The following is a 23419-nucleotide window of genomic DNA, read 5'->3' as shown; positions in this document are numbered from 1 at the left end:
AGCGTCGGCTCACCTTAGGTGTCCGCCCTGTCAAGGTCAAGAGACGGGCCGGGCGGCAGGGAGCGCCACAACTTGACCTCGGCCAGCCGTCCCTTGAGGACACGCTGATCGGCGTCCGGCCACGCGCCGATGCTGAGCCCGAAGGGCCATGCGACCCCGTTGGCCGCGCCCAGCCTCCGGTACTCCTCGGCCACCGTCTCGCCGTCCAGCGACAGCGTCATCACCCCGTCCTCGGTGTACAGGAACGTGACGGTCACCCAGCGGCCGGTCGGGACGACCGCCCGCGGGCTCTGCACGCCGTACCACTCAAGATGGCGGTAGATGCCCGCGCCGATGGCGCCGTCCCCCTCGACATGCACGGCGAAGGACAGGTATCCCTCGACGAGGGTGCGGCGGTGTCCCAGCTCGTCGACGTTGACCACGACGTCGGCGCGGATGCCGCCGCGCCGGGTCAGCGTCGCGGAAGGCGGGACGAAGATACGGTCGCGCTCACCGTCGAAGACCGCGGCGACCCGCCCATCGCCGGCGACCCGCGGCACCGTCCCGTAGCCGTGGTTGCCGTGACCGGAAAGGTCCTGGAAGTCCGGATCGGCGTAACGGTGGTGGAGGACGAGTTCGTACAGGCCGGGATGGTTCATCGCCACCAGTCCATCGTGTCGGCGAGGCCGGCGGCGACGGCGCGGACTCCCGCCGCCCCGTCGAGAGTGCCCACGATCGCGAGCCAGCTGGGCAGGCTCTCCAGGATCTCGCGCCGGAGACGCGCCGCGAACTCGCCCACCGCCGCGTCGAACCGTGCCTCCAGCGAAGCCTGGGCCCCCTCCCCTCGCAGCCAGGCGGCGTGCAGCGCGACGAGGGCGCCGAGGCGCACGCGGGCGCGCGCGTCCGCGTCGGTGAGGGCGTCCGCCAGCCGGGCCACCTCGCGCGCGGTTTCGTGGGAGCCGTCAACGGCGAGCAGGGCCGCGAACGCGTCGGCGCGAACGCGCTCGGTCGGGATGCCGGCGCACGCCCGCAGCGCGCCGGGCGTGTCACCGCCCGCCACGAGCGCCTCCACGACCGGGATCAGCGCGACCGACCGTTCGTAGTCCTCCTCGATGATGCCGGCGGCGTCCAGCGCCATCGTGGCGACTCCGGCCCGGTACGGGCCCGGCGCGGCGGCCGCGACCGCCGCGAGCACCATGGTCCTGGAGGTCGCGGTCGCGGTGTCCGCGAGCCGTACCGCTTCCTCGATCACCGCACCGGCGGCGACCGGGTCCAGCCGGTGCGCGGCCAGCGCGAGCACCTCGCCGCGCCAGGTGAGGTAGGGCAGGCCTGCGGCGAGCCGCAGCGCCTCGGCGGGATCGCCGGCGCGCGCGTGGAGCCGTGCGAGAGCACGCGCCAGCGCTGGACGCCATGGAGCACCGGACGCGCCCGGCGCCCCGGCCTGCCGCTCCAGCGTGCTCAGAAGCCCGGCCACGCGCTCCAGATCGCCCAGCGCGCAGTGGCGCATCCCGACGGCGGCGTGCACCGCGGCCCGCACCTCCGGGTCTTCGAACGCGGAGGCCATCGCGGCCACGGCCTCGAGCGCCTCGGCGGGCACGAAGGCCGCGGCCCGGCTCAGCATCCCGGCCCGGCCCGGCAGCGTGGGCCGTTCCCCAAGAACCGCCAGCACGTCGCTCCCGATTCGCCCGGCGTCGGCGGGCGCGGCATGCGCGGCCACCGCGAACAAGGCGCGAAGGCGCGCGCCCGGGTCGCCGACCAGTGCCGTGACCTCCCGGATGGGCCGCACCCCGAGGCGCGCCAGCGCGGGCGCCGCCGCGATCAGGATCTCGGCGCGGTCCTCGTCCCCCTCGATCCGGCTGAGCGCGTCGATGATCGTCCCGGCGGACTCCGGCGTAGCCGTGGCGATGGCCAGCGCCGCACGGTGCCCCCGGTCAGTGATCTCCGGCCACGCGTCGCCGGCCGCGCCCGCCGAAGTTCCGGCCGCGAGCACGAACGCGGCCCACGCGGCGGTCGCGTACCGCCCGTCGCCGATGCTCTCCCCCATCTCCACGGCGGCCGCGGCCAGGCGGCGCCTCTCCTCGCCCTCCGCGTCCGCCACGGCGAGGGCCAGCAGATGCGCGCGCCAGTATCGTTCGGCCGGGTCGCCCGGGACCTGCGGGACCGCGGTGATCACATCGAGGCCGGCCTGCCGCAGGCAGCTCGCCGCGAAGTGGCGGCGATGCAGGTACTCCTCGACGAAGTCCGCCGCCGCCTGCCAGTCTCCCCGGTGCCGGGCCGAGGTCCGGCCCGAACGGGTGCCGGCGCGGACCGACACCGCCGGCGCGGCCTTCTCGACGTTCAGCATCCTGTAGGCCACGAACTGGTAGTAGTCGTCGGCCAGCGACCGGACGATCGCCAGCAGTTCCTCCCGCAAATCGGCGGCCACCAGTGAGTGCAGCCGCCACAGCTCCCCGAGGCGCCAGTAGCCGTCCGGCACGGCGCGTACGGCCGCGAGCGCCTCGCGCTCGACCTCGTCCCGAAGGCGGCCGGGCACCACCTCGATGAGACTGGTCAGCGTCTCGGCCCGCTCTTCGGGCGTGGGGATCTGCCGGGCCCACGCCAGCGCCTCCTCCGCCGTGAGGTTGTCGCTCTGGACGAGGATCGGCCACAGGATCGGGGGCGTCGTCGCGGCCATGCTGTTCAACGACGAAAGCACGAGCGCGTAACGCATCTGCCGGGCGGCGCGCAGCGGGCCGCCGGCCTGGCGTACGGCGTTCCAGGCCGTGCCCACGTCGCGCCGGAACCCCGCGAGCCGGCCCGTTCGGCGGTGGACGGTGAACCACGCGTTGACCCGGCGCGGCCCGTCCGCCCACGACAGCGCCAGCAGCTCGTGCAGGTCGGCGGCGCGGCCGGCCCGGTCGAGGTGCTCGGCGAGGTGCCGCAGCCCGTAGCCGCCGTCCAGATCGGACGAGCCGCCCTCGCGCAGCACCGGCAGCCCGGCGGCGAGCCCGCCCCAGCCGTTCAGGCAGCGGTCGGCGAGGAGCGAGTGCGCCGACCTCGTGGCGCGTGCCAGACGGCCGGCCAGCGACCGTTCGGCCGACGTGAGCTGCCCGGAGCCGACGTCTCCGTGGAGGAACTCGCGCAGGCTGTCATGGAAGGTGTGGTAGCGATTGCCCTCGTCGGACTCCTCCACCTGCACGAACGGCCGCCAATCGTCCTCCAGCAGGGTCTCGACGGCCGCGACAGGCGCACGCGTGAGCTGGGCGAGGAGCTCCCCCGGCAACGGCTCGGCCGCGGCGGCCAGGACCGCCAGGACCGGCAGGTAGAACTCCGCCCAGCGCTCGGCGTGGCGGCGCTGCCACTCGTGCCAGTACTGGGCGTAGTAGTGCCACAGGCCGGTCGGCAGGTGCGCCACGTCGGCGGGCGAGCGCTGGCCTCGGCGCACCTCGGCGAGAACGTAGTGGAGGTAGATCCACACACCGCCGGACCTGGCGAGCAGGGTCTCGACGAAGATCTCGGTGGGGACCCCCGCCTCCCTGAGCCTGCCGGCGAGTTCCTCCGATCGGGCCACCCGTTCGAGGTGGTCACGGACGTCACGCATGTTCCCCTCGCTTTCGGCCTCGATCGCGACCACGGCGCGGGGGACGTCGACGCGCAGCGGGACCTGGACCGGCCGCTGCGACGCGATGACGTACACGCCGCAGGGCAGCGACACCGGGAGTCCCAGTGGGTTCTGGCCCGCCGGTGGAACAGTCTCGTTGAGGCCGTCGACGACCAGGACGATCGGCTCGCCCGGGCGCACCTCGTCACGGCGTGCGGCCACGTCGACCAGCAGGTCCTGCATGAAGTCGGGCCGGCCCGCCGACGGCGGGAGCATCCCGCCCACCGAATGGGTCTCGACGTCCCAGGCCGTGATGAGCTGGGCGCTGAGGCTGCGCACGGCGACCGCGATGTCCTGCGGGTCGGGCATGAGCCGGACGAAGTGGTGGGCGTAGCCGCGTGCCCGGGCGAGCCAGGCCAGGAACGTGCTCTTGCCCATGCCGGCGTCGGCTTCCACGATGAGGTATCCGCGGTCATTGCCCGCGAGGAACCGGTCGACCCCCTCCACGAGCCACTCGCGGCCGGTGAACATGTCGAGTTCCTGGTACAGGGCGGCCGGGCTCAGGTAGGCGTCGACGAGCCGCTCGTACCGGCCGATGAAGAAGGTGTTGCCGTCGCCGGTCACGAGCAGGCTGTTGATCGCGTCGCCTCCGATGGCGATGCTCCGCTCGCCGTCGGCGGTGGCGGTTCGCATCTCACCCGGCGCGGTCATGAGGCGGCTCAGACGTCCGGCACGGGCGGGCGGGGCGCGTCGCCGGTGGTGATGGTGCCCTTCACATCGCCGCCCACGGCGACGGAACGGTGGCCGAAGGCGGTGACCGTGGTCACGGTCACGCCCGCGGCCGCGCCCTCCCGCCACAGCCGCGCGAGGTCATCACGTAGAGCGGTGTCGGAGGCGAGCAGCTTCTCCAGCTGCCAGGCGAGCGCGCCCCGGGCCCCCTCGCTGTCGGGGTGCTCGGCGACGTCCTCGGCGGCCTCCTGGGCGGCGGGGCGCTCGGCGACGTGGCCGGCCAGCCGCCGCCACAGCTTGGTGGCCTGCTCCCAGGCGGCCTCCCCGAACTCGCCGGCCACCTCGGCGGCCGTCGTGCCGGCCTTCCCGAGCAGGGAACCCAGGAACGGCGCGAGGAACGCGGCGAGTTGCGCGACGTCCATGTCATCCCCTCATCGCGGCGCGGTGGCCGGTCGGCGATTTCTTCCCAGAAGTATCGCAGTTCACGAGTTATCCGGGAAAGAGCAACGCACGGCTCCGACTGGGTGACCGAAATGGATGGAAATCGATATGGCGTCCGAGGTGGAAACCGCCCGGCAGGACCGGTCCCGGGTGTGCGTCACCCGCACGACCTGGCGTTCCACCCGTGCCGAGGATCGTCGATACGCCACCCAGGTTCATCCGAATTAGGGAGTTAAGTCCCTCAATATGGATTTTTCCGGATTTCCGCTACGGGCGCGGCGGGCGTTCAGGCCTTCACGCCGGCGGCGGCCGGCACGAGTGCCTGGTACACCTCGCGGGTGGCGCTGGACTTGTTGAAGGTGATGAAGTGGATGCCCGGGGCGCCCTCGTCGAGCAGCGTCTGGCACAGCTCGGCGGCGTGCTCGATGCCGAGACGGCGGACGGCCTCGGGGTCGTCGGCGACGGCCTCGAAGCGCTCGGCCACCTCGGGCGGGAACGGAGCGCCCGACAGCTTCTCCGACCGCGCGATCGTGCTCATCTGCGTGACCGGCATGATGCCCGGGATGATCGGCGTGTCGCAGCCGCGGGCGGCGACGCGGTCGCGCAGCCGCAGGTAGTCCTCGGCGCGGAAGAACATCTGGGTGATCGCGTAGTCGGCCCCGGCCCGGCACTTCTGAACGAAGTACTCGGTGTCGGAATCGATGGACGGCGACCTCGGGTGGCGGTAGGGGAAGGCCGCGACGCCGACGCAGAACTCGCCCGCCTGGCGGATCAGCCGCACGAGGTCCTCGGCGAACTCGACGCCCTCGGGGTGCTTGATCCACTCGGCCAGCGGGTCGCTGCCGGGCGGGTCGCCGCGGACGGCGAGGATGTTGCGCACGCCGGCGTCGGCGAACCTGCCGACGAGATGGCGCAGCTCGCGCAGGGAGTGGTTGACGGCGGTGAAGTGGGCGACCGGGGTGAGCGTGGTCTCGTGGGCGAGCCGCTCGACGATCTCGATGGTGCGGTCGCGGCTGGACCCGCCGGCGCCGTACGTGACGGACACGAAGGTCGGGCGCAGCGCCTCCAGCTCGCGGATCGCGCGCCACAGCAGACGCTCCCCCTCGTCGGTCTTCGGAGGGAAGAACTCGAAGGAGAACGACCGGCCGCCGGAGGCGAGCAGTTCCCTGACGGTGGGAACGCGGTCGGGGCGCATGGAGGATCGACCCAAAGCCATGCCCCCAAGGCTACAGGTCGGATCCATGCCGGACCCCGTGTGAACGCGCTGTTTTGACGGGGCTTCGGTACGTCGGACGCCAATCCCGGCCGGTTCGCCCCTCTCGTCCCGCCTCGTTCCCGGCGGGCGTTCCCGGCCGGAGGAGGCAACGGAGGGCCACGGGGCGCGGCGAATGCGGGGGACGGGGATCAGTACGTCATAAAGCTCCCACTAATCTCAGAACATGACCGCTTCGTTCCAGTGGGACTACCTTCGTTCCGAAGTCGACCGCCGCCTCCGGATGTTCGTGGACCGGCAGCGCCCCCTGGTCGGCGCGCCGGAACTGGCCCCTCTGATGACGACCGCGGAGGACTTCCTCGCGGGCGGCAAGCGGCTGCGTCCCGCCTTCTGCTACTGGGGCTGGCGCGGCGCGGGGGGCGAGGATGACCCGGCGATCTTCACCGCCGCCGCCTCACTGGAGTTGTTGCAGGCCAGCGCCTTGATCCACGACGACGTGATGGACGCGAGCGACCTGCGCAGAGGCCGGCCCTCGGCGCACAGGCGGTTCCAGGCGCTGCACGAGCGGTCGGGCTGGCGCGGCTCGTCCACCCAGTTCGGCGAGGGCGCGGCCGTCCTGCTGGGCAGCCTTCTGCTGGTCTGGTCGAGCGAGATGTGGCGGACGAGCGGCCTGCCGGCCGAGGCGCTGGCCGCCGCCGAGCCGGTGCACGACATCATGCGCACCGAGCTGATGTGCGGCCAGTATCTGGATCTTCTGGAGCAGGCGCACTTCGAGAACACCTTCGACAGCGCCCTGCGGGTCGCCCTGCACAAGAGCGGCAAGTACTCCGTGGAGCAGCCGCTGCGGCTCGGGCTGGTGCTCGCCGCGCGCGGCCAGGAGCCGTGGATCGACCGGCTGTGCGTGGAGTACGGGCAGAAGGTCGGCATCGCCTTCCAGCTGCGCGACGACGTGCTCGGCGTGTTCGGCGACCCGGCCCAGACCGGCAAGCCGGCGGGCGACGACCTGCGCGAGGGCAAGCGCACCATGCTGATCGCGCGCACGCTGTCGGAGGCCTCGGAGCGCCAGGCCGAGGACGTGCGGCGCCTGCTCGGCGACCCGGCCCTGGACACGGACGGCGTCGAGCGGCTGCGCCGGATCATCGAGGACACCGGGGCCCTGGCCGCGAGCGAGGAGATGATCAAGCGCTACCACGACGACGCGCTGACCAGCCTGGAGCGCGCGCCGATCACCGCCGAGGCCCGCGCGGCCCTGGAGGAACTCGCGGCCGCCGCGACCTCGCGCCAGAGCTGAGCGTGTCGCGCCCTCAGCCCGCGCGCAGGCGACGGGCGAACTCCGCCGCCGCCGCGCCCGGGTCCTCGGCCTCGGTGATGGCCCGCACGACCACGACCCGCGTCGCGCCGTAGGACATGACCTCGTCCAGCGTGCCGAGGTCGACGCCGCCGATGCCGAACCAGGGACGTCCGGTCCCGAGCGAGGCCGCGTGCTTCAGCAGCTCGGGCCCGGGCGCGAAACGCCCGGGCTTGGTCGGCGTCGGCCAGATCGGCCCGCAGCAGAAGTAGTCCACGCCGTCCTCGACGGCCGCCGCGGACGCCTCCGCGTCGCTGTGCGTCGACCGCCCGACGAGGATGTCCGGCCCCAGCATCGCCCGCGCCACCGCCACGGGAAGATCGTCCTGCCCCAGGTGGAGCACGTCGGGACGGGCGGCGAAGGCGATGTCGGCGCGGTCGTTGACCGCGAGCAGGGCTCCGTGCCGGTCGCAGGCGTCGCGGAACACTTCGAGCAGCTCCAGCTCCCGCCGGGCCTCCAGGCCCTTCTCACGGAGCTGGACGATGTCGACGCCAGCGGCCAGAACGGCGTCCAGGAACTCTTCCAGATCGCCCTGCCGACGACGGCCGTCGGTGCAGAGGTAGAGCCTCGCGTCAGAAAGCGAGCGCTTGGGCACGCCTCTTCACCTCGGTGTGCCGGCCCGCGACGATTGCGTCGACCGGCGCCCCCGGCAGGGAGTCGTCGGGGGTGAAGAGCCACCGCAGGGCCGCGACGTCGTCGTACCCCGCGTCCGCCAGGACGGTCAGCGTACCGGGCAGGCCCTTGAGCACGTCGTCCCCGGCGATGAAGACCGCCGGCACCTCCGGCTCGGGGCCGCCCCTGCGGACGCCGATGAGCTTCTTGTCCTTGAGGAGCTGCTTGGCGCGCCCGGAACTGAGCCCGAGCCGGCCGCCAACCTCCGAGAGGGTGAGCCACTCCCCCACGAGCTGGTCGGTTTCCCGGTCGATCTGCGCAACAGAAAGCGTCACGAGTCCACAACTACCACGTCGCAGCAGGTCTCAAACACCCCCACAGGGGTCACAAGCAGTCACGCAAGGGTATCGATGGGTCTTTCGCGCGATCTTCGTCGAGCCTTTGCCCGCCCTCGACGATCCGGCGGCCCTGCACGAGGTCGCGGGGGCGGTCGACCGTGAAGATCGCCGCGAGGCGGTGGTCCTCGGTCAGCCAGATGGCGGCCCACTTGGGGTCGGACGCCGGATCGCCGCGCAGCACCAGGCGGGCTCCGGTGTGGTGGCCGGCGTACTGCAGCATGCGGCCGAACTGCTCCGACCAGAAGTACGGGACGGGGTCGTACACGGCGGTCTGGCCGAGCAGGGTGGCGACCGCGGTCTCGGGGGCGTGCAGCGCGGTGTCCCAGTGCTCGACGCGCAGGCGGCGGCCGAAGCGGCGCGACCACCAGTTGGCGCAGTCGCCGACCGCGACGATGCGGTCCATGGACGTGCGCAGGTGCTCGTCGACCAGGACGCCGTTGTCCAGCGCTATGCCGGACCCGGCGAGCCATCCGACGGCCGGGCGCACGCCGATGCCGGCCACGACGACGTCGGCGGGGATCCAGGAGCCGTCCATCATCGTCAGCCCGCCCGGGTCCACCGAGCCGACCATGGTGCCGAGCCGCAGCTCGATGCCGGCCTGGGCGTACCAGGGGGCGGTGTGGCCGCCGATCTCGGGGCCGAGGGCCACGGCCAGGGGCGAGGCGGCGGCCTCGACGACGGTCACCTCGCAGTCCGCCCGGCGCGCCGCCGTGGCGACCTCCGCGCCGATCCAGCCCGCGCCGACGATGACCACCCGGGTCCCGGGGGTCAGGCGCGCCCGCAGGGCCAGGGCGTCGTCGATGGTGCGCAGCGTGTACTGGGGCCCCTCTCCGCGCAGCCTGATCGGGGTCGCGCCGGTGGCGATCACCAGCCCGTCGTACTCCAGCTCGCCCTCGGTCGTCTCCACGACACCCTCGCGCAGGCCCTTGGCGGCGACCTCGGTGCGCAGGTCGATGTCCAGGGCCCCGAGATCGGAGTCCACGACGGTCGAGTCCAGGTCGCCGAACATGACGGCCTTGGACAGGGGTGGCCGATCGTAGGGGCGATGGCTCTCGTCGCCCACCAGAGTGACGCGCCCGTGGTACCCGCGCGCCCGCAGCGCCTCGACACTCCGTACGCCGGCCAGCCCGGCGCCCACCACCACGACATGATTCACAACTTGACAGTAAGCGGGGAGCCGGGTAACCCGCCAACGGCGATTTGGTAACGAATTGGCTCACTACTACACACGCGGGGTGATGAGAACACTCAAGCGGGTGCGCAGGGCGTACCAAGGCAGGAATAGGCTTGTGCCGTCAGACGCGCGGGAGTCCGGCGAGACCGGGCTGAGAGGAGGGCTGGCGGCCCTCGACCGCAAAGACCTGATCCGGATCATGCCGGCGAAGGGAGCGGGACCTCATGGGTGTGATCGATCTCACGGACGTCGTGGTCGTGGGCGGCGGCATCGCGGGCCTGTCGGTGGCCTGGCGCGCCGCGGCGGCCGGGCACCGGGTCGTCGTCGCCGACCCCTCCCCCGGCTCGGGGGCCACCCACGCCGCCGCGGGCATGCTCGCCCCGGTGAGCGAGGTCACCTACACCGAGGAGCCGCTGCTGCGCCTCGGCCTGGCCTCGCTGGAGCTGTGGCCGTCGTTCGCGGCCGAGCTGTCCGAGGAGTCCGGCCTGGACGTCGACCACCGCGCCGACGGCACGCTGGACGTCGCCTTCGGCGCGGACGACCTGGCCGCCCTGGACGAGCTTGCCGACTTCATGCGCAAGCTGTCCCTTCCGGTCGAACGCCTGACCGGGCGCGAATGCCGCCGCGCCGAGCCGATGCTCGCCCCCTCGGTGCGCGGAGGGCTGCTGGCCGCGGGCGACGCGTGGGTGGACCCGCGCCGCGTCACCGCCGCCCTGCTCGCCGCGCTGCCGCGCCGGGGGGCGGCCGTGGTGCGCGAGCGGGTGACCGGCCTCTCCGTCGAGCGCGGCGCCGCGCGCGGGGTGCGCCTGGCGGACGGGCGCGTGCTCGCCGCCGAGCGGGTCGTGCTCGCCGCCGGGGCGTGGTCGGGGTCCCTGGAGGGCTTCCCGCCGGAGGTCGCGCCGCCCGTGCGGCCGGTCAAGGGCCAGATCATGCGGCTGCGCGGCGCGCCGGGGTTCCTCGGCCGCTGCGTGCGCGGGGTCGTCCACGGCTCCAGCGCGTACCTGGTGCCGCGCGGCGACGGCGAGATCGTGCTGGGGGCGACACAGGAGGAGATGGGGTTCGACACCCGGGTGACCGCCGGCGGGCTGTGGGAGCTGCTGCGCGACGCCCGCGAGCTGGTCCCGGGAGTGACCGAGCTGGAGGTGTCCGGCCTGAGCGCGGGCCTTCGCCCCGGGACGCCCGACAACCTTCCCGTGCTGGGGGCGACGGCGATGGAGGGCCTCCTGCTCGCCTCGGGCCACCACCGGGGCGGCGTCCTGCTCGCCCCCCTGACCGCCGGCCTTCTCGCCGCCGAGCTGGACGGGACGCTCGCCGGCGACCCGTCCGCGTACGGGCGCGCGGCGGCGGTCTGCTCGCCGCTGCGCTTCCACCAGGCGCCCGCGGCGCACGGATCGGGGAACGGCACCACCGCCCACCATCGATGACCAAGGAGGATCGGGGCGCCCCCGGTCCCCGCCAGGGATCCCGCCCCGGAACCGCGATGAACGTGACGATCAACGGAAACCCCTGCCGGCTGCCCGAAGGCGCCACCGTCGCCCACGCCGTCGAGGTGCTGACCTCGACCGCGGCCGGCGTGGCGGTGGCCCTCAACGACGAGGTGGTCCGCCGCGGCGCGTGGCGTTCGACCCCGCTGGGCGAGAACGACCGCGTCGAGGTGCTGACGGCGGTGCAGGGTGGATGACCCCCGTACGGCCCAGGCGAGCGAGACAACGGAGGTGGCGAGGATGACGAACACGGGTTCGACAGGCACGGAAGAGGAGGACCGCGACGCGGGCGCGGCGGACGACACGCTGGTGCTCGGCGGCGAGAAGTTCACCTCGCGCCTGATCATGGGCACCGGCGGCGCGCCGTCGCTGGAGGTGCTGGACGAGGCCTTGGCCGCGTCCGGGACCGAGATCACCACGGTGGCCATGCGGCGGCTGGACCCCTCGTCGCGGGGGTCGGTGCTGGACGTGCTGCGCGCGCGGGGCATCAAGGTGCTCCCCAACACCGCGGGCTGCTACACGGCCGGAGAGGCCGTGCTGACCGCGCGCCTGGCCCGCGAGGCGCTCGGCACGCCGTGGGTGAAGCTGGAGGTGATCAGCGACGACCGCACCCTGCTGCCCGACCCGATCGAGACCTTCGACGCCGCCGAGCGGCTGGTCGCGGACGGTTTCGTCGTCCTGCCCTACATCGGGGACGACCCGGCGCTGGCGCGGCGCCTCGAACAGGCCGGGTGCGCCGCCGTCATGCCCCTCGGCTCCCCCATCGGCTCGGGCCTCGGCATCCGCAACCCCCACAACATCGAGCTGATCGTGGAGGCGGCGGGCGTCCCGGTGATCCTCGACGCCGGCATCGGCACGGCGAGCGACGCGGCGCTGGCGATGGAGCTAGGATGCGACGCGGTCCTGCTCGCCAGCGCGGTCACCCGCGCCCGCAGGCCCGGCCTGATGGCCGCGGCGATGAAACACGCCGTCACGGCGGGTCGTCTGGCGCGCCTAGCGGGCCGGATCCCCCGGCGGCGGTACGCTGAGGCCTCCTCACCGGCGATCGCGGCCGGTGCGCACGTGTAAGTAGCCCCTTCCTGACGGGAAAACATGTCGGCATCGGTTTGGGATGTGCTTGCCCTCGTCCTGGCAAACCGCCCGTAAACTCACTCCCGTGGACACGACGGTTGCGGACCCCCTCGTAGGGCGAGTGCTGGACGGGCGCTATCGCGTTGAGTCGCGCATCGCCCGCGGTGGCATGGCCGCTGTCTACCTGGCCATGGACGTGCGGCTCGACCGCACGGTCGCCCTGAAGGTCATGCACCGGTCCCTCGCCGAGGACCCCGACTTCGTGCGGCGGTTCATCGGCGAGGCCAAGTCGGTCGCCAGCCTGTCCCACCCGAACGTCGTCCACGTCTTCGACCAGGGCACCGACGGCGACCACGTCTACCTGTCGATGGAGTACGTGCCGGGGCGCACCCTGCGCGACGTCCTGCGCCAGCGTGGCCGCCTGCCGGCGCGCGAGGCCCTGGAGATCATGATCCCGGTGCTGGCCGCGCTCGGCGCGGCCCACCAGGCGGGCATGGTGCACCGCGACGTCAAGCCCGAGAACGTCCTGCTGAGCGACGACGGCCGTGTGAAGGTCGTCGACTTCGGGCTCGCCCGCGCCATCGAGGCGGGCAACCAGACCCGCACCGGCGTCATGATCGGCACGATCGCATACATGTCGCCCGAGCAGGTCACGGCCGGGGTCACGGACGCGCGCAGCGACGTGTACGCCGCCGGGGTGATGCTGTTCGAGCTGCTCACCGGGCGGCAGCCCTACCAGGGCGAGACGCCGATGTCGGTGGCCTACCGGCACGTCCACGACCGGGTGCCCGCGCCGTCCTCACTCGCGCCCGAGAGCCCCGCCGTGCTGGACAGGCTCGTGCTGTCGGCCACCGACCGCGACCCGAACCACCGCCCGGCCGACGCCACGGCGCTGCTCGTCGCGGCCGTCGAGGCCCACCGCACGCTGCCGCGCGACCCGGCCCCGCGGCCCGCCCACGCCGCCCCCGCGGGGGCGCACCCGGCGCCCGCCAACCCCACGCTCGTCCAGTCTCGCACCGAGATGCTCACCACGCCGGGGGTCGCGCCCCCGCCGCCCGGCCACCGGGAGCGGCGGCGCGTCCGGCCGGTCTGGTTCATCGTCGCGCTGGCCGTGGTCATGACCGGCGCGATCGGCGCCACCGGCTGGTGGTTCTCCGAGGGCCGGTACACCAAGGTTCCGGACCTGCTCGGCATCAACGTGACGGTCGCCAAGGCCGAGGCCGAGAAGGAAGGCTTCGCCGTCAAGATCGGGCAGCCCGAGAACGACAACAAGCTCGGCGAGAACAAGGTGCTGCGCACCGACCCGGAGTCCGGCCGGGAGGTCGTCCAGGGCGCGGTCATCACGCTGATCCCGTCCGCCGGACCGCGCAAGATCGCGGTGCCCAACGTGGTGAACCTCTCCGAGGCCGACGCCCGCAGCAAGATCTCCGAGGCCGGGCTCACCGCCGGGGCCGTGAGCCGGGTGCCGAGCGACACCGTGCAGCGCGGCCTGGTCCTGCGCACGAGCCCGCAGGTCGGCACGCGGGTGAAGGAGGGCGGCACCGTCCAGATCGTCCTCAGCGCCGGTCAGCTGATGCCCGACGTCAGCGAGATGCAGTGCGACCAGGCCGACGCGTTCCTGCGGGGCAAGGGGTTCACCCCCACGGTCGTCCAGCAGACCGACGACGCCCAGCCCGGCACGGTCATCGCCCAGTCCCCCGCCGCGCGGGCCGAGGTCACCGCCGGTCAGGGCGTGCAGCTCACCTGCTCCAAGGGCCCCGACACCGGTTTCCACTGGCCCTGGGAGAACCCGGAGAACGTCCAGCCCGGCCAGGCGCTCGTGGCGATCCCGGACGTCCGGTTCAAGAAGGTCGGCGAGGCGGCGCAGGAGCTGCGCACGGCCGGGTTCAAGGTCCGCGTCCGCAAGATCGCGGGCACGGGCGCGGTCGTCGCCGAGAACCCCCTCGGCCAGGCCCCGGCGGGCACGCGCATCACCATCTGGCACTGAGCGGGGGCGGGCCCCGCACCGGGACGTCCGGAGCTCGTAATCCGGGTACGGCGCCCGGCCTGCTCCCTCAGCCGGCGTCGGGCTGCTGTTGCTGCGAGAAGGCCCGTCAGGTGCCGGAGTCGGACGAGACGCCCGGGTAGGGGTCAGGGGCGCCGTAGAGGCGCAGGCGGGCCATACCCCCGTCGGGGAAGATGTCGAGGCGGACGTGCGAGGCCACGCGGTCGCCTCTGAGGCGGAAGCGGTGGCGGTTGTCGGGCTGGAGGCGGGTGCGGGGCAGGAGTTCGAACCACTCGGCCTCCTTCTGCTGGTGGCCATCCGGGAGGAGGGCTCCCATCAGGGAGGCCGCGCCGGGGGCGTTGTAGACGAGGTTGGTGGTGTCGAGTTCGGCGACCTGGATGACGCCGGGGACGGCCAGGCGCACGGTGAGCCAGTCGTTGCCGCCGTCGCGGCGGCGCGCGGTCTCCCAGCCCTCAGCCTGGTGCCGGGCGAGGCCGGGGGCGATCACGTTGGCGGGCGAGGAGTAGAAGTCGTCCGAGCAGCCGGTGATCAGGGCGCCGTTCTCCAGCGCGGCCAGGTCGATCGTCATCCCGGCGAACATGGCCAGGTCGGGCACCACCTCGCCGTGGACGCGCAGGCGCGAGACGCCGCCGTCGGGGAAGATGTTCAGCCGCACGTGGGTGAAGACGCGCTCGCAGGCGACCGGGAACTCGTGCAGCGCGTCGCCGGAAAGCGGGCTCTTCGGCACGATCTCGGTCCACTCGGCGTCGCGCACCTCCTGCGGGGACGGGTGGCCGGCGGCCGTGCACGCCTCCACCGAGGCGTAGGGCGGGTAGTTGCCGGTGAACCACGCCGTGTCGACGACGACGCGGCGGACGACGCCGGGCATGCCGAGGCGGACGATCGCCCAGTCGTGGCCCTCGTCCCGCCGCCTCCGCGTCTCCCAGCCGTCGTAGACCTGGCCGCGGGGGCCGAAGGTCTCGGGCTGGAACGCAGGGCGGCCGGGACGGACCAGCGCCTGGCGCTCGGCGAACGACTCGTCGCTGGCCGCCACCACCGACCCGCCGTACGTGCGCAGCGCGAGGTCGGGCAGGCGCGCGAGCTCGCTTCGGCGAGGGGCGCGGGAGGCGCCGGCCGGGTGGGAGGGGATGGGCGGGGTGGACGCGGTCATGCGAGCGCTCCGAACAGGGTCGTCGCCAACGTGGAGAACGAGCCGGGCCTGGTGGGTGCGGTCAAAGGAGGACTCCGAACGGCGGGGTGGCGTCGGTCACGGGGCGGCCGCGCAGCCAGGTGGCGCGCACCACTCCGGTCAGGGTGCGTCCGTGGTAGGGGGTCACCGGGTTGCGGTGGCGCAGGCGCTCCGCCTCGACGGTGAAGGTCGCGGTGTCGTCGAAGGCGCACAGGTCGGCGTCGTAGCCCACGGCGATGGCGCCCTTGGCGGCGAGGCCGGCCAGGCGGGCGGGGGCGGAGGACATCCAGCCGGTGACGTCCGCCAGGGTGTGCCCCCGCGCGGTGGCCTCGGTCCAGACCGCGGGCAGGCCGACCTGAAGGGACGAGATGCCGCCCCAGGCCGCGGCGAAGTCGGGTACCTTCAGGTCCGGCGTGGACGGCGAGTGGTCGGACACCACGCAGCTCAGGACGCCGGCCGCGAGGCCCTCCCAGAGGCGCTCGCGGTTGCCGCCGTCCCGGATCGGCGGGCAGCACTTGAACTCGGGCCCGCGCACCTGCTCGGCCGTGAGCGTGAGGTAGTGGGGGCAGGTCTCGGCGCTGACGCGGACTCCGTCGCGCCGGGCGGCCTCCAGAGGTTCGAGGCAGGCGGCCGAGGAGACGTGCAGGATGTGCGCGCGGGCGCCGGTCTCGCGGGCCGCGGCGATGACCCGTTCGACGGCCCGGCGTTCCGCCTCCCCGGGGCGCGAGGCGAGGAATTCCGGATAGGTCGGGCCGAGGGGGTCGGTGAGCAGCACCGGGTCCTCGGCGTGCACGATGAGCAGCCCGTCGAAGGACGCCACCTCGCGCATCGCCTCGGCCAGGCCCGCGTCGTCCAGCGGCGGGAACTCGTCCACCCCGGACGGCGACAGGAAGCACTTGAACCCGTAGACGCCGGCCTCGTGCAGCGGCCGCAGCCGCCGGACGTTCCCCGGGACGGCCCCGCCCCAGAACCCCACGTCCACGGCGCACTGCCCCCGGGCCGCCGCGCGCTTGACGGCGAGTGCGCCGGGGTCGACCGTCGGGGGCAGCGAGTTGAGCGGCATGTCCACGATCGTCGTCACCCCGCCCGCCGCGGCGGCCCTGGTGGCGGTCGCGAACCCCTCCCACTCGGTGCGGCCGGGCTCGTTGACGTGCACGTGGGTGTCCACGAGGCCGGGCAGCAGGCACACGTCCCCGAGGTCGGCCTGTTCGCCGGCGACGGCCGGGGCGTCGTACGCCGTCACGGCCGCGATCCGGCCCGCGCGGACGGCCACCGCCGCGGGCCGCTCCCCGTCGGGGAGCACCACCCGCCGCGACCGCACGACGAGGTCGAACGGTTCCCCGGCGGGCCCCTCCTCTTCGCCCGGCAGGCGGCCGGTCACGGTCATCGCGCGCTCCCGCTCACACCAATGATCATGTACGGGTTCCCCCCAGGGGGCCGGCGGAAGGCTCGGGGAGCCAGTCGGCGGCCAGGGTGGCGGCGAGGCTCTGCAGAAGCGGGCCGGCCTGGGCGATGCAGCGCGCGACGTCCTGCTCGATGTCGGTCAGGGCGAAGGCGGACTGGATGCCGGCGCCGCGCAGTTGCTCGGCCGTGAGCGTGCGGCGGCCGCAGACGGCCACCACCGGCACCCCCGCCTCGGCGGCGGCCGCGGCCACGCCCATGGGGGCCTTCCCGCGCAGGGTCTGGCCGTCCAGCGAGCCCTCGCCGGTGATCACGAGCCGCGCCCCGGAGAGCCGCGCGGAGAACCCGAGCAGGTCCAGCAGCAGGTCGATGCCGGGCCGGAACCGGGCGCCGAGGAAGGCGAGGGCCGCGAAGCCCACCCCTCCCGCCGCCCCCGCGCCGGGCTCGTCGCGGACGCGCACGCCGAGCTCGGCCTCGGCGACGTCCGCCCAGCGGGCGAGGCCGTCCTCCAGCAGGGCCACGTCGGCGGGGCTCGCGCCCTTCTGCGGCCCGTACACGGCCGCCGCGCCGTCGGGGCCGAGCAGGGGGTTGTCCACGTCCCCGGCGACGACGAACTCCACGCCCGCGGGCCGCTCGAAGCCCGAGAGGTCCAGGGTGCGCAGCTCGGTGAGGGCGCCGCCGCCGGGCGGCAGTTCGCGGCCGCGCGCGTCCAGCAGGCGGACGCCGAGGGCGCGCATCATGCCGGAGCCTCCGTCGGTGCAGGCGCTGCCCCCGATGCCGAGCACCACCCGGCGGGCGCCGTGCCGCAGGGCCGCCGCGATGAGGTCGCCGGTGCCGTGGCTGGTCGCCGTGAGCGGTTCGAGGCGCCCGCCGGGCAGGCGGTGCAGGCCGGAGGCCTCGGCGAGCTCCACCACCGCGACGCCGTCCCTGAACGCGTAGGAGGCGGTGACGGGCTCGCCGGTCGGCCCGGTCGCCGCGGCCTCGACGCGCGCGAACCCGGAGGCGACGGCGGCCTCGACGGTGCCGTCCCCGCCGTCGGCCACGGGCACGCTCACGACCGTTACCTCGGGGCGCGCGGCGCGCAGCCCCGCGGCGACGCGCGAGGCTACCTCGACCGCGCTGAGCGATCCCTTGAACTTGTCGGGAGCGACGAGCACGTGTCCGGTCACGAGTGGACCTGCTTGCTCACGGTGAATCCCCTTTCGGCGGCCAGCCGGGTGAGGCGGCGGTGGGCTTCGGCGCCCGCGCGACCGGCCACGTCGTGGGGTACGGTGCGCAGCTCGCCGTCCTGGACGATGGTCTCACCGCCGACCAGGACCCGGGCGACCCGGGGGGAGCCTCCGAAGACGAGCGCGCACACCGGGTCGTCGACCGCCGCGGCGAAGCCGTCCACCCGCCACAGGACGATGTCGGCCAGCTTGCCCGGCTCCAGAGAGCCGATCTCGTCCTCGCGGCCGAGGCAGCGGGCGCCGCCGAGCGTGCCGATCTCCAGGGCCTGCCGGGCGGTGAGCGCCGTGGGGCCGTACCGGGCGCGCTGGAACAGCAGGGCCTGGCGCATCTCGCCCGCGAGCGGCGTGAGCTCGCTGGAGGCGCTGCCGTCCACGCCGAGCCCGACGGCGGCCCCGGCGCGCAGCATCTCGGACACGCGGGCGATTCCGGCCCCGAGGCGGCCGTTGGAGCTCGGGCAGTGCGCCGAGCCGGTGCCGGTGGCGGCGAAGCGGCGGATGTCGCGGTCGTGCAGGTGGACGGCGTGCGCCACCCAGACGTCGGGGCCGAGCCAGCCGAGCTTCTCCATGTAGTCGACGGGCGTGCAGCCCATCTGCTCCAGGCAGTGCTCTTCCTCCTCCACGGTCTCGCAGAGGTGGGTGTGCAGGCGCACGCCCTTGGCGCGGGCGAGCGCGGCCGCTTCCGTCATCAGGTCGGCGCTCACCGAGAACGGCGAGCAGGGCGCGACGGCGACGCGCAGCATCGAGCCGGGCGAGGGGTCGTGGTAGGCGTCCACGGCCTCGGCGGTCGCGGCGAGGATCTCGTCCAGGGTCTCGACGACCTCGTCGGGTGGCAGGCCGCCCTGGGAGACGCCCCGGTCCATGGAGCCGCGGCACGGGTGGAAGCGCAGGCCGACGTCGCGGGCGGCCTCGATCTCGGCGGCGAACAGGTCGCCGCGGCCCTTGGGGAAGATGTAGTGGTGGTCGGTGGTCGTAGTGCAGCCGGACAGGGCGAGCCAGCCGAGCCCGGCGGTGGCCGCGCCCGCGACGATCTCGGCGTCCATCGCCGCCCACACCTGGTAGAGCGCGGTCAGCCACTCGAACAGCGTGGCGTCCTGGGCCACGCCCTGGGAGGCCCACTGGTACAGGTGGTGGTGGGTGTTGACCAGGCCGGGGGTGGCCAGGCAGCCGGCGCCGTCGATCCGGGTCGCGCCGGGGACGTCCGGCGCCGGGCCGGGGCCGAGCGAGGCGATGCGGCCGTCGCGGACGTGGATGTGGCCGTGGGGGATGTCGGGGCCTGTGACGGGGGCGATGGCGACGTTCTCGATCAGGACGTCCGCCGGAGGGGTCACCTGCGGCCCGCCTTCCGCGCGGCGGCCAGGCGGACGGCGTCCAGGATCTTCTCGTACCCGGTGCAGCGGCACAGGTTCCCGGCCAGGGCCTCGCGGATCTCGGCGTCGCCGGGCTCGGGGACGCGGGCCAGCAGGTCGTGGGCCTGGACGAGCAGGCCCGGGGTGCAGAAGCCGCACTGCACCGCCCCGCACTCCAGGAACGCCTCCTGCAGCGGGTCGAGCCGGTCGCCCTCGGCCAGGCCCTCGACCGTGCGCACCTCGCGGCCCTCGGCCTGCCCGGCGGCGACCAGGCACGCGCAGACGGGCACGCCGTCGAGGTACACCGTGCAGGAGCCGCACTCGCCCTGCTCGCAGGCGTTCTTGGAGCCCGGCAGGCCGACGCGCTCGCGCAGCACGTACAGCAGGCTCTCGCCCTCCCAGACGTCGTCCACGGCCTCGGCGCGGCCGTTGACGGTGAGGTTCACGCGCATGCCTCCACCTGCTTCCGGTAGTCGTTCCACGCCCAGCCGAGCGTGCGGCGGGCCATCACGGCGACGGCGTGACGGCGGTAGGCGGCCGTGCCGCGCACGTCGTCGATCGGCGAGGCCGCCTCGGCCGCCAGCTCGCCGAACCGCGACCGCACCCGGGCGTCCAGGGCGGCGCCGCCCGTCCAGTCGAGCTCGGCGGCGAGGAACTCCTCGGCGGCGCGGGCCCGGCGCGGGGTCGGGGCGGCGGAGCCGACGCCGGTGCCCACGCGGCGCTCCGCCGGGTGCAGGGCGAGGGCGAAGGAGCACACGGCGATGACCATGGCGTTGCGGGTGCCGACCTTGGAGAAGTACTGCGGGCCGGTGGCGGGGGCCATCCGGAACGCGCGGATCAGCTCGTCGGGGGCGAGCGCGTTGCGCTTGACGCCGAGGTAGAACTCGGCGGCGGGGATCAGCCGGGTGCCGCGCGCCGCCGACTCGGCCTCGACCACGGCGTCCCCGGCCAGCAGCGGCGGGTGGGCGTCCCCGGCCGGGGAGGCGGCGCCGAGGTTGCCGCCGACCGTCCCGCGGTTGCGGATCTGCGGCGAGCCGACCGTGCGGGACGCCTGGGCCAGGCCCGGCAGGGCGTCCCCGAGCTCGGCGACGACCCGCGCGTACGGCAGGCCGGCGCCGACGCGCAGCCGTCCGTCCGCCGCGCGCTCCCAGGTGGCGAGCTCGGGGATCGAGGTGAGGTCCAGCAGCGCCCCGGGGCGCCGCACGTCGAAGTTGATCTCCACCATGACGTCGGTGCCGCCCTGGAGGGGCACCGCGTCCGGCCGGTCCGCCCTGGCGGCGAGGGCCTCCGCCCAGGTGGTGGGTCGCAGGAAGTCCATCAGCGCTCTCCCGCTAGTCCCAGGCCGGGCCGGCGTCCGGCGCGGCGTCGTCCAGCACGGCGCCCTCGATCAGCCCGTACGGGCGGTCGGCGGCGTAGTAGACCTCGTTGTCGTTGTCCATCCCGAAAGGCGAGAGGTCGACGAGGAAGTGGTGCTTGTTGGGGAGGGCGAGCCGGACCTCGCAGACCTCCGGCCGGGTCTCCACCACCCGGGCGCCCATGGCGTACAGCGTCTGCTGGAGCGAGAGGCTGTGGGTGCCGGCGAAGGCGTCGATCAGACATCGCCGCACCTCCTCGTAGGACTCCCCGAAGTCGTAGATTTCGAGCGTATCCGGAGAAGTCCGGCCGTCCGGCGGCGTGGTGTGGCGCCAGCGGGCGGTCACGGCGGTGGCGAGGACGCGGTCGGTGGCCGGGGGCAGGGTGGTGTACTCGTCGCGGGCGAAGCCGTGGAACTCCGACCCCGTCGTGTTCAGCAGCACCAGCCCCTCCAGGCCGGAGACGACCGTGGTGGTGCCGTCCTGGTCGTGGTGCACCACGCACGTGCGGACCTCGCCGGAGGACCGCGCGAACGAGTGCGGGCCGCGCCGCTCCCAGGCGTACTCCTCGATCGACACCCGCGCGTGGCGGATCGCCGGCTGGGAGTCGACGAAGTGGCGGGCCAGCAGGCGGGCGAACTCCTCGATCTGCGTGATCCCGTGCTTCTTGGCGAAGGCGTAGACGGTGTTCTTCTGGGAGTCGGTCGGCAGCACGGCGGAGTTGTCGCCGGTCAGGTGCACGTCGCGCATGTCACCGGACAGCGAGACGCCGACGTTGCAGTCCTTCAGGCGATGAACCTCGCCGTCACGGGTGACGCGGACGACGCGGGTCTCCGCCTTGCCGTAGCGGTTCGGTCCGAGCACGGCGGTCATTCGCTAGCTCCCACGGTAGGTCGAGTAGGCGTACGGGCTGAGCAGCAACGGCACGTGGTGGTGCTCGCCGGGGTCGTCGATCACGAAGGTGACGACGACCTCGGGGTAGAACGCCTTCACGCCCCGCCCGGCGAAGTAGGCGCCCGTGCCGAACACCAGCCGGTGGACGCCCTCGCCCGGCTCGCCGGCGGGCAGCCAGTCGCGCAGCCGCCCGTCCTGGTCGGTGACGCCCCCGGCGATCAGGCGGTCCCCCTGGTACAGGGCGACGGTCACGCCGGCGGCGGGGCGGCCGGCGCTCGCGTCGAGCACGTGCGTGGACAGGCTCACCGGCCCTCCCCCGCGTCCCGGGCGTCTCCCGCCCGCCCGGCCTCTCCGGCGTCCGGCGCGGCGAGCAGCCTGGCCACCCTCAGCCGAGTGATCGCCGCCAGCTCCTCCCGCACGACGGCCCGCTCGGCCGTCTCGTCGTTGCCCAGCCGTCCCTCCAGGCGGTCGAGCATCTCCTCCGCCGTCAGCCCGGTGGCGCAGACGAGATAGACGTGGCCGAACCGCTCCTCGTACCGCGCGTTGCCCGCGGCCAGCGCCGCGAGCACCTTCCGGTCGGCCCCGGCCGTGCCCGACTGCTCCTGCCGCGACCAGGACGACTCGCGCGCCGGCCCGCTCGCCCGCTCACCAATGCGGGGGTGGGCGTCCAGGGCCTCTTGTACATCCTGCCAGGCCAGCGCGCGGACCGCCTCGACGGCCGCGGCGGTGAGCGCCGTCTCGTCGTCGTAGGGCCTTCCCGCGGCGACCCCGCGGGCGAAGGCGCGCGAGGCGCAGCAGGCGAGCAGCTCGCGCTCGGCCTCGGGCGGGCTCAGTGCGTTGAAGCCCGCGAGGCCCTGAGCGGGTGTCACGTTCGGCATGGGTGCAAGTACATCCGCGCCGGCGGGCGCGGTCCAGCGGCAGGAGCTCCCAAGCGGGCCAACGCCTCGCCACGACTTTTCGTGTCATGCTCCAAGTCGCCCGCGAGCGGGCCATGGACGGGCAGGTCACCGCGCCGTCTCCCCTAGGCTGTGGCCATCATGACCGCACCGTTCCCACCCTCGCGTCCCTCCCCCACCACTCTGATCGGCGGCCACGTCCTGGTCGCGGGCGGCCTGGCCACGGGCGGGCTGAAGTACGCGGCCGACATCGAGGCCGAGGTCGTCCAGGTGTTCGTGACCAACCCGCGCGGCTGGGCGCTCACCGACGGCAAACCCTCGGAGGACACCGCGCTGCGGGAGTCGCCGCTGCCGGTGTTCATCCACACGCCCTACCTCGTGAACGTGGGGTCACCGAACGCCGAGGTGCTGGAGAAGTCGCTCGGGTCGATCCGGCACGCGCTGCGGCGCGGCGTGGAGGTCGGCGCGCTCGGCGTGGTCGTGCACACCGGCTCGTCCGTCACGCAGTCCCGCGAGGACGCGCTGCGGCAGATCCACGACCACCTGCTGCCCGTGCTGGACGAGATCCCCGACGACGGCCCGGACCTGCTGCTGGAGCCGATGGCCGGCCAGGCCAACATGCTGTGCGCCACCGTGCAGGACCTCGGGCCCTATCTGGAGACGCTGGAGTTCCACCCGCGCGCGAACGTCTGCCTGGACACCTGCCACGCCTTCGCCGCCGGCCACGACCTCGCGGCCCCCGGCGGGGTGAAGGCGATGATGGACGCGCTCCACGCGATCGCGCCGGGGCGGCTGAAGCTGCTGCACGCCAACGACTCCAAGGACCCCTGCGGCTCGGGGCGGGACCGGCACGAGAACATCGGCGCGGGACTGATCGGCGCGGCGGCGTTCGGCGAGCTGCTGGGCCACCCGGCCGCGGCCGGGATCCCGCTGTGCATCGAGACCCCCGGCAAGGTCGAGGGGCACAGGAACGACATCCTGCTGCTGAAGCGCCTGCGCGACGAGCTCGCCTGAGCCGTACGCCCGAACGGCCGGGGACGCCACGCGGCGCCCCGCCTTCGGACCGGCGTCCCCAGGGCCCGGGTGGAGAGTGCGGCGG

22 protein-coding genes and 1 riboswitch are annotated in these 23419 nt (G+C 74.0%); of the genes, 6 read left to right on the top strand and 16 right to left on the bottom strand.

Annotated elements, in window-relative coordinates:
* Nucleotides 1-14: 14 nt before the first annotated feature.
* From DQ384_RS24865 to metF, 4 genes are all read right to left on the bottom strand, one after another.
* Nucleotides 15-638 (bottom strand): LamG-like jellyroll fold domain-containing protein, encoded by a 624-nt coding sequence (locus DQ384_RS24865; RefSeq protein WP_245966756.1) that lies wholly within the window; start codon nt 636-638, stop codon nt 15-17.
* A complete protein-coding gene (locus tag DQ384_RS24860; RefSeq protein ID WP_114031261.1) occupies nt 635-4270 on the bottom strand; it encodes a hypothetical protein in 3636 nt (1211 codons plus the stop codon). Before DQ384_RS24860 ends, DQ384_RS24865 begins: the two co-directional genes overlap by 4 nt.
* 8 nt (nt 4271-4278) lie before the next feature.
* The gene (locus DQ384_RS24855) at nt 4279-4710 is read right to left on the bottom strand and encodes a hypothetical protein (protein ID WP_114031260.1); all 432 of its coding nucleotides are present in this window, start codon (nt 4708-4710) and stop codon (nt 4279-4281) included.
* Between the two features lie 305 nt (nt 4711-5015).
* Nucleotides 5016-5945, bottom strand: coding sequence for a methylenetetrahydrofolate reductase [NAD(P)H] (gene metF, locus DQ384_RS24850; RefSeq protein WP_114031259.1), 930 nt, complete (start codon nt 5943-5945; stop codon nt 5016-5018).
* Nucleotides 5946-6168: 223 nt separating this feature from the next.
* On the opposite strand from metF, the gene DQ384_RS24845 reads away from it, so the two are divergent.
* Complete coding sequence (locus DQ384_RS24845) at nt 6169-7233, top strand: polyprenyl synthetase family protein (RefSeq protein WP_114031258.1); 1065 nt, start codon at nt 6169-6171, stop codon at nt 7231-7233.
* A 13-nt stretch (nt 7234-7246) separates the two neighbouring features.
* Here the strand turns inward: DQ384_RS24845 and thiE are convergent, their stop codons facing one another.
* From thiE to DQ384_RS24830, 3 genes are read right to left on the bottom strand one after another with little or no spacing between them, the layout of a single operon-like run.
* A complete protein-coding gene (gene thiE / locus DQ384_RS24840; protein ID WP_114031257.1) occupies nt 7247-7885 on the bottom strand; it encodes a thiamine phosphate synthase in 639 nt (212 codons plus the stop codon).
* Nucleotides 7863-8237, bottom strand: a complete 375-nt coding sequence (locus DQ384_RS24835; protein WP_114031256.1) for an Rv2175c family DNA-binding protein — start codon at nt 8235-8237, stop codon at nt 7863-7865. The genes thiE and DQ384_RS24835 overlap by 23 nt, the downstream gene beginning before the upstream one ends.
* A gap of 49 nt (nt 8238-8286) precedes the next feature.
* Nucleotides 8287-9456: an NAD(P)/FAD-dependent oxidoreductase gene (locus DQ384_RS24830; RefSeq protein ID WP_114031255.1), complete on the bottom strand. Its 1170-nt coding sequence runs from the start codon at nt 9454-9456 to the stop codon at nt 8287-8289.
* 137 nt (nt 9457-9593) lie between these two features.
* Nucleotides 9594-9705, top strand: a riboswitch (TPP riboswitch).
* Here DQ384_RS24830 and thiO point away from each other — a divergent pair.
* From thiO to pknB, 4 genes are all read left to right on the top strand, one after another.
* Nucleotides 9699-10898 carry a glycine oxidase ThiO gene (thiO, locus tag DQ384_RS24825; protein WP_114031254.1) on the top strand — a complete coding sequence of 400 codons (1200 nt, stop codon included), beginning with the start codon at nt 9699-9701 and terminating at the stop codon, nt 10896-10898. (Overlaps the previous riboswitch by 7 nt.)
* A gap of 56 nt (nt 10899-10954) precedes the next feature.
* Nucleotides 10955-11155: a sulfur carrier protein ThiS gene (gene thiS, locus DQ384_RS24820; protein WP_114031253.1), complete on the top strand. Its 201-nt coding sequence runs from the start codon at nt 10955-10957 to the stop codon at nt 11153-11155.
* A 43-nt stretch (nt 11156-11198) separates the two neighbouring features.
* Nucleotides 11199-12026, top strand: coding sequence for a thiazole synthase (locus DQ384_RS24815; RefSeq protein WP_114031252.1), 828 nt, complete (start codon nt 11199-11201; stop codon nt 12024-12026).
* A gap of 88 nt (nt 12027-12114) precedes the next feature.
* Nucleotides 12115-14016: a Stk1 family PASTA domain-containing Ser/Thr kinase gene (gene pknB / locus DQ384_RS24810; RefSeq protein ID WP_114031251.1), complete on the top strand. Its 1902-nt coding sequence runs from the start codon at nt 12115-12117 to the stop codon at nt 14014-14016.
* 106 nt (nt 14017-14122) lie between these two features.
* Here the strand turns inward: pknB and alc are convergent, their stop codons facing one another.
* The 9 genes from alc to uraD form a co-directional block, all read right to left on the bottom strand.
* Nucleotides 14123-15184: an allantoicase gene (gene alc / locus DQ384_RS24805; RefSeq protein ID WP_114031250.1), complete on the bottom strand. Its 1062-nt coding sequence runs from the start codon at nt 15182-15184 to the stop codon at nt 14123-14125.
* A gap of 61 nt (nt 15185-15245) precedes the next feature.
* Nucleotides 15246-16589: an allantoinase AllB gene (gene allB, locus DQ384_RS24800; protein WP_114031249.1), complete on the bottom strand. Its 1344-nt coding sequence runs from the start codon at nt 16587-16589 to the stop codon at nt 15246-15248.
* A gap of 25 nt (nt 16590-16614) precedes the next feature.
* Entirely contained in the window at nt 16615-17772 is a 1158-nt protein-coding gene (locus DQ384_RS24795) for a glycerate kinase (protein ID WP_245966750.1), read from the bottom strand.
* Nucleotides 17769-19136 carry an 8-oxoguanine deaminase gene (locus DQ384_RS24790; RefSeq protein ID WP_220183119.1) on the bottom strand — a complete coding sequence of 456 codons (1368 nt, stop codon included), beginning with the start codon at nt 19134-19136 and terminating at the stop codon, nt 17769-17771. Before DQ384_RS24790 ends, DQ384_RS24795 begins: the two co-directional genes overlap by 4 nt.
* 20 nt (nt 19137-19156) lie before the next feature.
* Entirely contained in the window at nt 19157-19630 is a 474-nt protein-coding gene (locus tag DQ384_RS24785) for a (2Fe-2S)-binding protein (RefSeq protein WP_114031248.1), read from the bottom strand.
* Entirely contained in the window at nt 19621-20496 is an 876-nt protein-coding gene (locus DQ384_RS24780; protein ID WP_114031247.1) for an FAD binding domain-containing protein, read from the bottom strand. The genes DQ384_RS24785 and DQ384_RS24780 overlap by 10 nt, the downstream gene beginning before the upstream one ends.
* A 13-nt stretch (nt 20497-20509) precedes the next feature.
* Nucleotides 20510-21403 (bottom strand): factor-independent urate hydroxylase, encoded by an 894-nt coding sequence (gene pucL, locus DQ384_RS24775; protein WP_114031246.1) that lies wholly within the window; start codon nt 21401-21403, stop codon nt 20510-20512.
* Between the two features lie 3 nt (nt 21404-21406).
* Nucleotides 21407-21730 (bottom strand): hydroxyisourate hydrolase, encoded by a 324-nt coding sequence (gene uraH, locus DQ384_RS24770; protein WP_114031245.1) that lies wholly within the window; start codon nt 21728-21730, stop codon nt 21407-21409.
* Nucleotides 21727-22302, bottom strand: coding sequence for a 2-oxo-4-hydroxy-4-carboxy-5-ureidoimidazoline decarboxylase (uraD, locus tag DQ384_RS24765; RefSeq protein WP_114031244.1), 576 nt, complete (start codon nt 22300-22302; stop codon nt 21727-21729). The genes uraH and uraD overlap by 4 nt, the downstream gene beginning before the upstream one ends.
* A 159-nt stretch (nt 22303-22461) precedes the next feature.
* Between uraD and DQ384_RS24760 the strand changes: the two genes are divergently transcribed.
* A complete protein-coding gene (locus DQ384_RS24760) occupies nt 22462-23334 on the top strand; it encodes a deoxyribonuclease IV (protein ID WP_114031315.1) in 873 nt (290 codons plus the stop codon).
* Nucleotides 23335-23419: the final 85 nt, after the last annotated feature.

Source organism: Sphaerisporangium album (assembly GCF_003323745.1).
GTDB classification, from domain to species: domain Bacteria; phylum Actinomycetota; class Actinomycetes; order Streptosporangiales; family Streptosporangiaceae; genus Sphaerisporangium; species Sphaerisporangium album.
The sequence above is the reverse complement of the archived record's forward strand: the minus strand, read 5'-3'. Positions and strand labels throughout refer to the sequence as shown.